At 33.6% G+C, this 13,943-nt stretch carries 14 protein-coding genes and 1 pseudogene; 12 read left to right on the top strand and 3 right to left on the bottom strand.

Annotated features, from left to right (window positions below):
* The first annotated feature begins 144 nt into the window (after window positions 1-144).
* The 7 genes from mutY (at window position 145) to EAG08_RS17105 (ending at window position 6,134) form a co-directional block, all read left to right on the top strand.
* The gene (mutY, locus tag EAG08_RS17080) at window positions 145-1,191 is read left to right on the top strand and encodes an A/G-specific adenine glycosylase (protein ID WP_129536483.1); all 1,047 of its coding nucleotides are present in this window, start codon (window positions 145-147) and stop codon (window positions 1,189-1,191) included.
* A gap of 259 nt (window positions 1,192-1,450) precedes the next feature.
* Window positions 1,451-2,008, top strand: a complete 558-nt coding sequence (gldD, locus tag EAG08_RS17085) for a gliding motility lipoprotein GldD (protein ID WP_129536484.1) — start codon at window positions 1,451-1,453, stop codon at window positions 2,006-2,008.
* Window positions 2,009-2,128: 120 nt separating this feature from the next.
* Window positions 2,129-3,049, top strand: coding sequence for a PfkB family carbohydrate kinase (locus EAG08_RS17090; RefSeq protein ID WP_129536485.1), 921 nt, complete (start codon window positions 2,129-2,131; stop codon window positions 3,047-3,049).
* Window positions 3,050-3,139: 90 nt separating this feature from the next.
* Window positions 3,140-4,507: a peptidylprolyl isomerase gene (locus EAG08_RS17095; protein WP_129536486.1), complete on the top strand. Its 1,368-nt coding sequence runs from the start codon at window positions 3,140-3,142 to the stop codon at window positions 4,505-4,507.
* 86 nt (window positions 4,508-4,593) lie between these two features.
* Entirely contained in the window at window positions 4,594-4,794 is a 201-nt protein-coding gene (locus tag EAG08_RS17100; RefSeq protein ID WP_129536487.1) for a hypothetical protein, read from the top strand.
* A 152-nt stretch (window positions 4,795-4,946) separates the two neighbouring features.
* The gene (locus EAG08_RS21440) at window positions 4,947-5,093 is read left to right on the top strand and encodes a hypothetical protein (RefSeq protein ID WP_164998586.1); all 147 of its coding nucleotides are present in this window, start codon (window positions 4,947-4,949) and stop codon (window positions 5,091-5,093) included.
* Window positions 5,094-5,144: 51 nt separating this feature from the next.
* Complete coding sequence (locus EAG08_RS17105; RefSeq protein WP_228446617.1) at window positions 5,145-6,134, top strand: NAD(P)H-dependent flavin oxidoreductase; 990 nt, start codon at window positions 5,145-5,147, stop codon at window positions 6,132-6,134.
* Window positions 6,135-6,286: 152 nt separating this feature from the next.
* Here EAG08_RS17105 and EAG08_RS17110 read toward each other — a convergent pair whose 3' ends face one another.
* Entirely contained in the window at window positions 6,287-6,898 is a 612-nt protein-coding gene (locus tag EAG08_RS17110; RefSeq protein WP_129536488.1) for a hypothetical protein, read from the bottom strand.
* A 24-nt stretch (window positions 6,899-6,922) separates the two neighbouring features.
* Window positions 6,923-7,222, bottom strand: a complete 300-nt coding sequence (locus EAG08_RS17115; protein ID WP_129536489.1) for a rhodanese-like domain-containing protein — start codon at window positions 7,220-7,222, stop codon at window positions 6,923-6,925.
* Window positions 7,223-7,329: 107 nt separating this feature from the next.
* Here EAG08_RS17115 and queG point away from each other — a divergent pair, with 107 nt between their 5' ends.
* The 3 genes from queG (at window position 7,330) to EAG08_RS17130 (ending at window position 9,983) form a co-directional block, all read left to right on the top strand.
* On the top strand, window positions 7,330-8,274 hold the full coding sequence (queG, locus tag EAG08_RS17120) for a tRNA epoxyqueuosine(34) reductase QueG (RefSeq protein WP_129536490.1): 945 nt from the start codon (window positions 7,330-7,332) through the stop codon (window positions 8,272-8,274).
* A 364-nt stretch (window positions 8,275-8,638) separates the two neighbouring features.
* Window positions 8,639-9,322 (top strand): TIGR02117 family protein, encoded by a 684-nt coding sequence (locus tag EAG08_RS17125; protein ID WP_129536491.1) that lies wholly within the window; start codon window positions 8,639-8,641, stop codon window positions 9,320-9,322.
* Window positions 9,323-9,326: 4 nt separating this feature from the next.
* On the top strand, window positions 9,327-9,983 hold the full coding sequence (locus EAG08_RS17130) for a murein L,D-transpeptidase catalytic domain-containing protein (protein WP_129536492.1): 657 nt from the start codon (window positions 9,327-9,329) through the stop codon (window positions 9,981-9,983).
* 12 nt (window positions 9,984-9,995) lie between these two features.
* Here EAG08_RS17130 and EAG08_RS17135 read toward each other — a convergent pair whose 3' ends face one another.
* Window positions 9,996-10,517, bottom strand: coding sequence for a hypothetical protein (locus EAG08_RS17135; protein ID WP_129536493.1), 522 nt, complete (start codon window positions 10,515-10,517; stop codon window positions 9,996-9,998).
* A gap of 101 nt (window positions 10,518-10,618) precedes the next feature.
* On the opposite strand from EAG08_RS17135, the gene EAG08_RS17140 reads away from it, so the two are divergent.
* Together EAG08_RS17140 and EAG08_RS17145 are read left to right on the top strand one after the other, a co-directional pair.
* Window positions 10,619-12,034 (top strand): PLP-dependent aminotransferase family protein, encoded by a 1,416-nt coding sequence (locus tag EAG08_RS17140; RefSeq protein WP_129536494.1) that lies wholly within the window; start codon window positions 10,619-10,621, stop codon window positions 12,032-12,034.
* A gap of 373 nt (window positions 12,035-12,407) precedes the next feature.
* Window positions 12,408-13,855, top strand: a pseudogene (locus EAG08_RS17145) (OmpA family protein).
* Window positions 13,856-13,943: the final 88 nt, after the last annotated feature.

Genomic DNA, 13,943 nt, shown 5'->3' on the forward strand with positions numbered 1-13,943 from the left:
TCCGTAGGAGCGACACTTTTTTAATTAAAAAAACTGAATCTTTTTTCCGAAATTTTTTAATCCTCTTTCAATCTGTCAATTTTAAAATCATAAAAACACGACAAATAATCAATTATCTTTGCAAAATATAAATAAGCCGGCTTTTTGGAAAAGAACAAAAAAACATCAGACTTTCTTCATATCGGAACCAAACTTTTGAAATGGTATGATATAAATGCAAGAGATTTACCCTTCAGAAATACAAAAAATCCCTACAAAATCTGGATCTGTGAGATTGTTTTCCAACAAACCAGAATTGCTCAGGGCTTAAATCATTACAATAATTTCATCAAAAGATTTCCCGATGTTCAGACTTTAGCAAACGCTGAAGAAAATGAAGTTTTACTATATTGGAAAGGTCTAGGATATTATTCAAGAGCAATAAATATTCACAAAGCAGCACAGCAAATCATCAATGATTACAACGGAGTTTTTCCTGCGGAATATGATGAAATTTTAAAACTAAAAGGGGTAGGTAAATATACAGCAGCAGCAGTTTCTAGTATTTGTTTTAACGGAAAAATGCCTGCCGTCGATGGAAATTTCTATAGAGTTTTAAGCAGAGTTTTTGCGGATGATTTTGATGTGTCAAATTCCCGAGCTTTCAATTATTTTTCAGAACTGTCACATTTAATTATGCCTGAAAATGTCGGAGATTTTAATCAGGCGATGATGGATTTAGGTTCGGAAATCTGCAAACCCCGAAATCCTTTATGTGGCGAATGTCCTGTAAATGATGACTGTCTAGCGTTTTCATTAAATAAAGTTTCAGAATTTCCTGTTAAAACTAAGAAAGTAAAAGCGCAGGATTTAGGGTTAAAATACTATTTCGTTCACAGAAACGGTGAATTTTTAATTCAGCAGAGAAAAGATGATTTTATCTGGAAAAAATTGTTTGAATTTCCGCTTGAAATTTCGGATGAATTAATTCCTTTTATTAAAAGTGCAAAAACCGTTAATCATAAATTGACTCATAAGAACTTAAGTATAGAAATATTTAATGTTGAGGTAGATTCAGAAGAAGTTTGGAAAAATTTTATTGCTGAAAATGAATATATTATCACCAATGTTGAAAGTTCTCACGACAAATCTTTTCCGAAACCTTTAGAAAATTATATTCAAAATTATCATACAGCATATAGAATTCTTTAAGAATATGGATCTTGGAAGTTTATATCATTGAAAATATAACTGTTCTGTTATTTGGCTCTGTCAGGATTATAAAGTTAGAAAAATAAACTTTGTTTTCTTTGCTAAGAGGAACGGCTTTGCAGACTTAAAAACAGTTAGTAGTAAAAAACTTTGCGGACTTTGCGTTTAAATAAAATTCTTATCAAATCAAATTTCAAAACTCATTGAAATGGTGAAATTTGTGTCCTAAAATCTAAAATGTAATTTGTATTTTTGCAAAATGATTAGAAAAGTCATTTTTATTTTTGCTTCAATGCTTTTAATTTCTTGTGAGAAAGAGACTCAACCGAAACCTTATGGTGAATTGAGATTAGAATATCCCACACCGAAATATCAGAAATTTGATAAAAATTGTGCATATACTTTTGAATATTCAGATTTTGCTAAGATTGTGGATGCCAAAAAACCTTGTTGGTATTACATGAATTACCCAAAGATGAAGGCAAAAGTATTTATCACTTATTTTCCTGTGAAAGGTGATTTTGCAGACCATGTAAGAGAGTCTGAGAAAATGGTGTATAAGCATACCATAAAAGCCAGTTCGATTGATACTAAATTTTTTCAGTATCCTGAAAGAAAAGTTTATGGAAATTTCTATGAGCTGAAAGGGCAAACTGCGTCTAATCTTCAGTTTTATGCCACAGACAGTACAAAGCATTTTGTAACTGCCTATTTGTATTTCGATACAAGACCAAAACCAGATTCTTTAGCGCCGGCAGTAGATTATATCAAAAAAGATATCATGCACATGCTGGATACTTTTGAATGGAAAAATTAATATTAAAAAATAACTTTATAATTATATGAAATCATAAGATTACATATAATATAAAAAAATAGAAAATACATATGACATCGCTAGATTGCATATGACCTTTAAAAAAATAAGAAAATACATATGAAACTTTTAGTTGTAGGAAGTGTTGCGTTTGATGCAATAGAAACACCATTTGGTAAAACAGATAAGATTTTAGGAGGAGCTGCCACGTATATTGGGATTACCTCATCAGTGATGGGAGTGAAATCTGGGATTGTTTCTGTTGTGGGAGGAGATTTTCCCCAAGAGCATTTAGATATGTTCACCAAGAGAGATATCAACATCGAAGGATTAGAAATCGTAAAAGACGGAAAAACTTTCTTTTGGTCAGGAAAATATCATAACGATTTAAATACAAGAGACACATTAGCAACTGAAGTGAATGTTCTTGAAAACTTCGACCCGAAAATTCCAGAATCTATGCAGGATGCGGAGATTTTACTTTTAGGAAATCTACATCCTGGCGTTCAATTGTCTGTTCTTGAAAAAATGAATCAGCGTCCAAAACTGGTCATTTTAGATACTATGAATTTCTGGATGGATTCTGCTTTGGATATTTTAAAAGATATGATTGCTAAAACTGACGTGATCAGCATCAACGACGAAGAAGCAAGACAGCTTTCAGGTGAATATTCTTTGGTGAAAGCTGCTAAAAAAATTCATACGATGGGACCAAAATTTGTCATCATCAAAAAAGGTGAGCACGGAGCGATTCTTTTCCATGATGGTAAAATATTTGCTATTCCTGCGCTTCCATTAGAAGAAGTTTTCGATCCGACGGGTGCTGGAGATACTTTTGCAGGAGGTTTTGCTGCATATTTAGCTAAAAAAGGAAAGTTCGATTTTGAAACAATGAAGTCTGCATTGATCGTAGGTTCTGCGATGGCATCTTTCACTGTAGAAAAATTCGGAACAGAAAGAATAGAGGAAGTAAACGAGGCTGATATGCTGGAAAGAATCAATCAATTCAAAGAATTGACGACTTTTACTGTTGAGTTGTAATCAAACAACTCTTTTAAGAAATATTTATAATAAAAAATTGAGTGTAATTCGTTAAGAATTATAAATTTGCAACTCGTTTAAAATAGTAAAATGATAAATAAATTAAAAATTGCTTTTCTTTTTGGGATTTTTACTTTGTTGTTTTCAACAAAAGTGAATGCTCAGCTAAAGCCGGGTCAATTAATCGACGGTATTGCGGCTGTGATAGGCAATGAAATTGTGCTTGAATCTGATGTTGAGGAGCAGATGAATTACGGAAAACAGCAAGGTGCTGGTACCACTGATAAATGTGACTTTTTGGAGAATCTGATCAATAACAAATTTCTTGTTTTTGAAGCTAAAAAAGACACGCTGATCGAAAACCGTTCTGCGGCAATGAAAGAGGGTGCAAATGCGAAGTATAATCAATTGCTTTCTCAGTTTCCTGACGAAAAAGCGATGTTGACGGCTTATAAATTCAGAACCGGATATGAGATGAAGAATGCTATCGAAAAAATAGATACAGATACGTATTACGGTCAGGCAAAGTATCAGAGAATTACAGAAAAAGCTGACGTTACTCCTAACGAAGTAACAGATTTTTATAATATGTTTAAGACTCAATTACCTGAGATTAAAGATGAGGTTTCTCTTTCGCAAATCGTAATGAATCCTAAACTGACTGAAGCTCACAAGGATGAGCTGATTAATAAGTTGAAGAAAATCAAAGCAGATATTGCTGGTGGAGAAAGTTTTGATAGTCAGGCAAGAATTTATTCTGAAGATCCAGGTTCTGCAGCTAATGGAGGTTTGATGAAAAATGTTTTCAAAGGTCAGATGGTGAAACCGTTCGAAGCAGCAGCTTTAAACTTACAAGAAGGTGAAATTTCTGATCCTATCGAATCTGAATTTGGGTATCACATCATTCAGTTGGTGAAAAAATCAGGTAAAGTGTATGACGCAAGACATATTCTTTTGAAGTCTACACCTACAGCTGAAGAAATTACTACCGCTAAAAAGAAATTGGACAGCATCAGAGATCTTATTTTGGCTGAAAAAATTACTTTTAAAGATGCTTCATTTAAATTTTCTGACGATAAAAGAACGAAATTCAACGCAGGTATAATTCCTGGTGGCGATGGTTCAAACAAAATTGAAAGAGAAAGTATTCCAGGAACAATAAGCTACGAATTGGCAGGTTTAAATAAAGGAGATATCACTACGGCTTTCGATGATAAAGATGACAGAGACAGAAGTGTGGTGAAGATTGTGAAAATCGAAGATGTTATTCCTTCTCACCAGATTACTTTAGAAACCGATTATGACCGAATCAAGCAGATGGCCTTGCGTAAGAAACAGGCCGAAATGGTTGAAAAATTTGTAAATTCAAAACTTTCAACAACCTTTATTTCAATCGATGGTCGTTATGACAATTGTAATTTTAAAGGAAACTGGAAGAAAGAAGCCATGAAAAAATAAAAAATCAAAACCTTCAGAATTATCTGAAGGTTTTTTTATGTAGAAATTCTCTAAAAGTTTTTATTTTTGAGTAAAATGTAACATTGATGGATTATAATTTTTATCAGCAAAAATTTCAAAAAGCAGTAGAAGATATTTTCTTCATGCAATTTAATGATCTGGGCTTGAAATTATCTGTTGAAAAAGTTTTAGAATCCGTTACATTGAAAATTTATAAACCTGAATGGTCAAATAATTTCAATTCTCCATTAAACTCAAAAGTAGAATATTTTTTTCGGTTTGGGTAAATGATAAAACGATTAAAGAAGGAAAGCTATATTATAATATTCATGCTTTAAAACTTCGTGACCTGAAAGGTTATAAAATTTCAAGCAGAAATTTCGCCGAAAAATTCAGGAATAAATTTGTTGAATATCAGGGAGATTGGGAAAACGTAGATGTGAATTTTGGTCCGTTAACTCTAATGGAAGGCTGGATCACTTTGAATCTTGAAGAAATTCAAAGTGATATCATTGATTTAGCTTGGGATTTTTTAAAAATAAGTCCGTTGATTGATGAAACTTTAAGTGGTTTTAAATCTAAATAATCAGTTTAGTTTTTTATTTTTCAAAACAAGAGTTTTTAGTATTTTTACAATATGAGCAATTTTATAGATTTCAATTCAGCTAAAAAACTTCACGAGATGCAGGAAAGCAGAAATAGAATTACCGAACTTTTTAATATTCAATATCCTATCATTCAGGCCGGCATGATTTGGCATTCAGGCTGGAGATTAGCATCAGCAGTTTCAAACTGTGGCGGATTGGGTTTAATTGGTTCTGCAAGCATGTATCCCGATATTCTGCGTGAAAATATTCAGAAATGTAAGAAAGCTACCGATAAGTCTTTTGGAGTAAATATAGCTTTGCTATACCCCAATTTAGAAGAAATTATCAACATTATTTTAGAAGAAGGTGTAAAAATAGTTTTTACCTCAGCCGGAAGTCCTAAAACGTATACAGAAACATTACAAAAAGAGGGAGTGAAAGTTGCTCATGTAGTTTCTTCAACCAAATTTGCGATGAAGAGCGAAGATGCCGGAGTTGATGCTGTTGTTGCCGAAGGATTTGAAGCGGGTGGTCACAACGGAAGAGATGAAACCACAACTTTTTGCCTGATTCCCAACGTTAAAAAACATATTTCAAAGCCATTAATCGCAGCTGGTGGAATTGCTCTCGGTTCTCAAATGAAAGCTGCCATGATTTTAGGCGCTGACGGAGTTCAGATTGGAAGCCGTTTTGCCGCAACGGTGGAAGCTAGTGCTCACGATAATTGGAAGAAGAAAATCACCGAACTGAATGAAGGTGACACTCATCTTACTTTGAAAGAATTAGCGCCCGTAAGAATGGTTAAAAATAAATTCTTTAACGAGCTGGAGGAGATTTATAACGTCGGAAGAAATTCTGAATCACTGGTTGCCGCTTTAGGAAGAGCCAGAGCAAAAAAAGGAATGTTTGAAGGTGATATGGAAGAAGGTGAATTGGAAATCGGTCAGGTTTCAGCTTTGATTGATGAGGTTTTGCCTGCGGAAACTGTTTTTGCGAATCTTTTGAAAGAGTTTGAAGATGTTAAAATGCCTAAGTTTTAATAAACTTAAAATTAGGAAGTCCCAATTCCACTCCTCTGAAGGAATTTTTGACGGGGTGGTTCTTATTTTCAAACGATTAAAAATATCAATAGGAGCGGACTTTAGTCCGCTTTCTTAGTTTATAATCAATCGGCTTTAGCCAAAATTTATAATTACCCGATTTCAAATTCAATATTTTTCCTCGCCTGATTTTCATATTTAGCTTTGAAATATTCAGTTTTAAAAATACTTTCCAGTTCCAAAAAATGCTGCAGAACTTTTTTCCTTCCCGGTTTGTATAGAAAATCCGGATAAATAGAATATTCCTTTCTGATTTGCTCAGTGTACTTTACATAGGATTCAATATCCTTTCCAAGAATTGATAAATCAGCATCTAGCAAATAATTAGTGTCATTACTTTTTGATTTCTGATGAGATTTTGTCGCTAAAATCTGCTTTGAAATTTCTTCAATATCAGTTTTATTTAAACCCAATTTTTCAAGACTCAACTTTGCAAATTCTGCGCTTTTTTCTTCGTTCAGTTTTGAACTTGCATCATAAATTACATCATGATAAAAAACTGAAAACGAAATATTAGTAAAGTTTACAATTCTATCTTTCACCAATTCCAATTCAGAAAACATATTTTCTAAATGACTTAGATTGTGATAATGTCTTCCTTTCTCAGCATATTTTTTCTCAATTTCAAGCCAAAAAACCTCAACCAGCATTTTGTCTTGATTGAATGGTGAACAAAGTTGAAAAAAATAATCTCTTAAATTCATACTTAAAGAAATAAAAAAAGGAACTTAAAAAGTTCCTTGATTTGCTTCTAAATGCGCTTTCAACTCAGCCCATCCGCCGCCGTTGTAGCCGTCTTCTAAACCTTGAGACTGTAGGAAATCTAAAGCTTTTCCGCTTCTGTTTCCGCTTCTGCAGAATAAAACAACCGGCTTATCGATCGATAAAATTTCTTCTTTTCTATCTTCTACCTCACCCAACGGGATATTTTGAGCGCCCTCTATATTTCCGTCCATTTCCAATTCCATGGGTTCACGAACGTCGATTAATGCATAATTTCCTGATTTTAATACTTCTGCTAATGACATAATATTGCTTTCTTTTAAGTTAAATTTAAAAAAGGAGGTGAACTTTTTTCACGCATCCAAACTCCAACAAATTTATAAAATAATCTTAGTTTTGCAATGCGAAATCTATGAATTCAACAGCCGAAAAATATTCACAATTAATCAAATCTAAAGCTAAAAGTTTTGGGTTTCAAAATTGTGGAATTTCAAAGGCTGATTTTCTGGAAGAAGATGCACACCACCTTGAAAAATGGCTGAAGAATAACTACCATGGCGAAATGAAATACATGGAAAATCATTTTGATAAACGTCTTGATCCCAGGCTTTTGGTAGAAGGTTCAAAATCTGTAATTTCACTTTCTTATAACTATTTTCCTGAAGAGAAAATTTCAACGTTGGAGAATTTCAAAATATCAAAATATGCGTATGCCGAAGATTATCATGAAGTGGTAAAAGAAATTCTTCGGGATATGGTGGCTGAATTGCAGAATGAAATCGGTGATTTTGGTTTCCGGGTTTTCGTAGATTCTGCACCAGTTTTAGAAAGAAGCTGGGCGAAAAAATCAGGAATTGGCTGGGTTGGCAAAAATGCTAACTTAATAACCAAGCAAAGTGGTTCGTTTTATTTTTTGGCCGAAATTATTTGTGATTTAGATCTAATTCCAGATCACGAAACGACTGATTATTGTGGGAGTTGCAGAAAATGTATCGATGCATGTCCTACAGATGCGATTGTTTCAGAAAAAATCGTGGACGGAAGCAAATGTATTTCCTATGCAACGATTGAATTAAAAAATGAAATTCCTGATTCATTTAAAGGTAAAATGGAAGACTGGATGTTTGGCTGCGATATCTGCCAAGATGTTTGTCCGTGGAACCGTTTTTCTGCACCGAATCTTCAGGCAAAATTTAAACCTAACAAAGCTTTGAAAAATTTCAAAAAAGATGAATGGAAAGAATTAACTCAGGAAATATTCTCCGAAATTTTCAGAAAATCACCTGTCAAGCGGACAAAATTTGCAGGTTTAAAAAGAAATATTGAGTTTTTGAATCAATCTTCAGAGAAATTATAGTAAAATCTAAAGGTGAAAATATCTGTCTGGAAATTTTACTTTCCAAAAATAAAGTGGGTGATTCACCATTCCTTAAAAGCTTAGTTTTAAAGAAACAGAAGATTTTAAACCGTAAAAATTTAAAAAGCCCTTTCCACAAAAGAAAAAATGACTTTCAAAAAGAGAATATCTTTAAGAAAATCAACGTTTTTTTTGGGTTCTTTTAGGAGCTGTTTTTACTCTTACTTTAAATCTTTTCTGGGATTTCATGTTTTTATTCATATTTCCAAGTGTTTGTTCTTTAAATTTACTGATATTTCGGAATAAAACAAATACTTTTACGAAAAATTCAAAATTAAATTTTATTAAAATTAGAATCAAAAACATGAGTGCGAAAATTATATTCATTTATATTCTAAAAACCATCGGAATTCTCATAGGAATTATTGTTGTCTATTGCCTTTTGGGATATTTGCTTCCCTTTATTGAAGTTTCTGCCAAAGATGACGGTGAGAAAAAAGAAATTCCCATTTACATTTACACCAACGGTGTTCATACGGACATTGTGATGCCGGTTAAGAACGATTTGTACGATTGGAGTTCTAAAATACCTTTTGAAAATACAACCTCAAAGAGAACGGATTATAATTATGTAGGAATCGGCTGGGGCGACAAAGGTTTTTATCTCGATACACCAACCTGGGCAGACCTGAAATTTTCAACGGCAGTAAAAGCTGCATTTTGGATGAGCGAATCTGCCATGCATACGTCATTCTACAAAACAATGACCGAAGCTTCCGACTGCAAAAAAATAATGATCAGCAAAAAACAATATCTAGATTTGGTGAAATTTATCGATTCTAAATTTGATAAAGATGCCAACGGAAATTATCTCCTGATTCCGACAAAAGCAGTGTACAGCGATAACGATGCGTTTTATGATGCGCAGGGAAGTTATAGCTTTTTAAATACCTGCAATACCTGGGCAAATGATGCGCTGAAAGCTGCAGGACAAAAAGCTGCATGGTGGACGCCAACAGACTACGGTATTTTCTTACATTATAAATAATTGAGTGAAAGTTTTTTATTTCATTTTCCTGCTTATTGTGTTTTCGTCTTGTCAAAACGAGCCGAAAGATTCTGTCGTTACTAATATTTTTCAGAAAGATAAAGTTGAAGAAATTCCAAAGCCTGAGTTAGATTCCATAAAAACAAAAAAGAAAGCGGAGGAAGCATCAGCATTTTGCAAAAACAAAAAAATGAATGAGGATTTCTGCATTTTGATTGACATGAGTCTTCATTCCGGTGTAAAGCGTTTTGTGGTTTGGGATTTTAAAGAAAACAAAATTTCAGGAAAATATTTGGTCGGTCATGGCTGCGGAAACAATTCGTGGAGTAGTGACGAATCGAAAGACAATCCGACATTCAGCAATGAAGACGGAAGTCATCTTTCATCTTTAGGGAAATATAAATTGTCAGGCAGAGGCCACAGCGATTGGGGAATCAACGTCAAATATCTGATGCACGGATTAGAAGAAACCAATAATAATGCTTTAAAACGGTTTATTGTTTTTCATTCTTGGAATCTGATGAGTGATGATGAAACATATCCTAAAGGTTCTCCGGAAGGTTGGGGCTGCCCGACAATTTCTAATAATGCGATGCGGAAATTAGACCCTATCATTCAGAAATCTCAAAAACCGGTGTTGATGTGGATTTATAATGAATAATCTTTTATTTTTTTAAATCAAGTTCATAAATCGATGACGGAAGATTGAATGCTTCTGACACTGATTTTTGACAAACGCAAATTGTTGATCTTTAAAAAAATCAAGTTGAGCATCATTATCACTTATATTAATCCAAATACTGTCGGTGAATTGAATAGCTGATTTTACTTTTTTCCAAAGAATATTTTTTACGTCAGGTAAATCATTTTCCGGAAGGATTGCAAATTCTGTAATTGCTGTCATTTTTTGATTTTCTTTTGCATCGGGATAAGACAAACCACCTTGGAAAAAGCAATATCCGACGGGTTTCTGGTCTGCAAAAACCATAATTAATTGATTGGAAAAATCATTCAGTACATTGATCATTTTCCTTTGATCAAAATTTTCTGCGATGTAGTTTTCGATCTCTTCTGAAGTGATGATGTCTTCGTATGATTCTCTGATGAAAGCTTTTTTAACGTCAAAAAATTCATCCATTCCCTGGTCTGATCCGATTACAAATTTTGAAACAATCTCCATTTTATTTTTTTTCAAAGCTAAGCATTTACTTATGTTTATTTCGGTACAGTTGAAGGCAAATGAATCGGTACAGATTTAAATTTCATAAATTTGTTCAGAACAGATGATTTTCAAAAATGCAGAAATATAAATATCAAATTTTCACATCAGTAATCGAAGAACAAATCAAAAATGGAACTTTCAGCTCAGGTGATCGTTTGCCTTCAGTGCGGGAAATCAAAGAAAAATTTAAGCTGAGTACCAGTTCTGTGCAAAATGGTTATGATTATCTTGTCATGAAAGGTTATGTAGACAACCGACCTCGTTCAGGATTTTTTGTCAGTTTAAAACATGATGATGCGATTCCTGATCATTTATCAAAATTTCCTAAAGTTGTAAGAGATTCAGATTTTAGTAAGAAATTAAAGCTGACTTCAAAGGCAGGTAAATTTTCTGAACAGTCATCATTTAATGCTGCTGCTCCAAATGATTTGCTTATTCCTCAAAAATTGATTTTAAGGAAAATACAGGAAGTAATTCGGGAAAAAGGTGCGTCAATTTTAAGATATTATCCCACAAACGGATCGGAAATTTTAAAACAACAGATTGCTTCTCGTGCTTCAAAGTATGGCTGCTCATATAATGAGGAAGAACTCATTATTACTGATGGAGCATTGCAGGCACTTTACATTGCGCTGGCTTCCGTTACGCAATCGGGAGATGTGATTGCTGTGGAAAGTCCCTGTGTTTTCTCTGTTTTAGAAGTAATCTCAAATTTAAAACTAAAAATAATTGAGATTCCTGTGTATTATAAAACCGGATTTGATGTTGATTATTTGAAGGATATTTTAAATAAAAGTAATATTCGTACGGTTGTACTTACACCCAATTTTCATAATCCGACCGGGATTTTGATGTCTGATGAAGCTAAGAAAGAACTTGCATTGATGGCGAACAGTCATCAGATTCCGATTATTGAAAATGATATTTATGGAGATCTTTATTTTGAAGGGGACAGACCTTCTACGATTCATCAATTTGATAAAAACGGTTGGGTAATGACCTATTCATCTTTTTCTAAAACTTTAGCGCCGGGAATTCGTTTAGGCTGGCTGAATGCAGGACGTTTTTTTGCGCAGGCTGAGCGATTAAAGTTTTCTTTGGGAAGATCGGTTGCTCCCATTTATCAGGAATTAATGATTAAAATTTTAGATGGAAATATTTATGACAGACACCTTCGTACTTTGAGAAGACAATTGGAAATTCAGTCAGTAGAAATATTGAATACTTTAAAAGCAAACTTTCCTGAAGCTTCCTACTTTCACAGGCCAATGGGTGGTTACAGCATTTGGGGTAAACTTACTGAGAATGTAGATATGGAAAAATTTACAGCTTACTGTGAACGTGAGAGAATTGCTTTTACTCCGGGATTTACATTTACCTATAGCGATGCCTACAGTCATCACTTCAGAGTAGTATTCGCAGAAAAAATAACATCTGAAAGTTTTTTAGCACTGAAAAAAGCAGGTGAAAATATCAGTTTTTTACGGTGAGATCGTAATTTTTTTCTATAATTGAATGAAAATTTTGAAGGTGAATCTTGATTAATATTGAAATTTTTTAAAAATAGTAAAAATTCATATTGTATTTAATAAAATATTAATATTTATTACATAGCATTGTTTTTAGTCATATAATCTTCTTAGAGTCAGATAGATTAACTTGATGATATACACTTTTCTAAAGTAATGTTTTCGTTTTTTAGTTAAAATAATTTAACATAATTAATTTCTTGGCATGCAAGTTGAAAGTAAGTAGGGACGTACGAAAAAAGTCCTGCAGCAGACACTTTTGGAATAGTTGATATTCCAATAACTTTAAAAGTAGCAATACTTTAATAATTAAATTTTAACGATTAAAAATAATATGAAACTAAGTTTAGCAATTTTTTCATTAGCGTTAGCTATGCCTGCTTCAATGATGGCGCAAGACAGCCTGAAAGTATCAAACAGAGAATATCCTAATACATTTACATCCGGTTCTTCCAATGTAAGTCCTTTTACTCAACAGTCGAAAAGATTCAATGACTGGGCAGTATCTTTCGGTGCAGGTGTACCTTTGATGCAGTCTGCAGATTTGACGTCTATTAAAAACGGAAACGGTAAAAACCTATTTGGTTATTCTGCTTATGTGAGTATTGATAAGGCGTTCACGCATGCTTTTGGAATTAATCTTCAATATGACAGAGGTGAAACAAGACAGGGTTGGTTCAATACGAAAGATGCAGCTCCTGCCAATGCTTCAGTGACAGGACAGGTTGGTGCAAGAACTCAATATGATGCAATTTCAATTTTAGGAGATATTAATTTTTCTAATTTAATGAGACGTGTTGATAATAAATCTCCTTATAGATGGGCCTTACACGGTTATGCAGGTGTTGGTACTTTAGCATACAAAGCATATCAGAAAGATGAGTTCGGACAAAGATTAATGACTGAAGTAAAGCCATTTAAATTAAATTCTTTCTTCGGACAGGCTGGTGCAGGTTTAAAATATAAAATCAACAACAGATTAGATCTTGAAGGTAGAGTAATGTATGTGGTAACTACTGATGACCAATTTGACGGCGGTGGTGCGCAGTACAGCACTATCAACAAAAGAGAAGATCAGGTTTCGGATAATTTCTTCAATGCAACTCTAGGTTTATCATTGAAATTAGGAAAACACGATTCACACTTGATGTGGCACGATCCTTTACAGGAAATCTACTACAAGCTTGATGTGTTAGCAGCTAAAAACGAAGATGTAGAAGTTTGTAAAAGTGGTGACAATGATAATGACGGAGTTTGTGATGATTGGGACAGACAGCTAGACACTCCTGCAGGTGCAAGAGTTGACGGATCTGGTGTTGCTTTAGATGTTGATTTAGATGGAGTGATCGATCTTTATGACAAATGTGTAACGATTCCTGGCCCTGTAGAAAACAACGGATGTCCTGTAACACCTTCAGGTACTGTGACTGAAGCAGAAACAAAATTAGACGGAATTGAATTTGATTTAAATTCAGACAGAATTTTACCATCAAACACTCCGATTTTGAACAATGCTGTAAACTACATTAATTCTTCAAATGGTGCTTACACCGTAATCGGTACTACAGACACAAGAGGTTCTGAAAACTACAATCAGAATTTATCTGAAAAAGAGCCAGCAGTGTGAAAGATTATTTGATTAAAAATGGAGTAGAATCTACGAAACTAGACGCACAAGGAAGAGGGAAAAAAGATTTGAAATATCCTGAGTGTGATCCTGCAACCAAGTGCCCTGAATGGAAAAACAGAGCTAACAGAAGAGTGTATTTTGAAGCTAAATAATTAGATTTTCAAACGACAATAACGAAATAAGTCATGCATTTTGCGTGACTTATTTCGTTTTATATCAAATCAGATTTTTATTTCAGGT

This window comes from Chryseobacterium sp. 3008163 (assembly GCF_003669035.1).
In the GTDB taxonomy this organism is placed as follows: domain Bacteria; phylum Bacteroidota; class Bacteroidia; order Flavobacteriales; family Weeksellaceae; genus Chryseobacterium.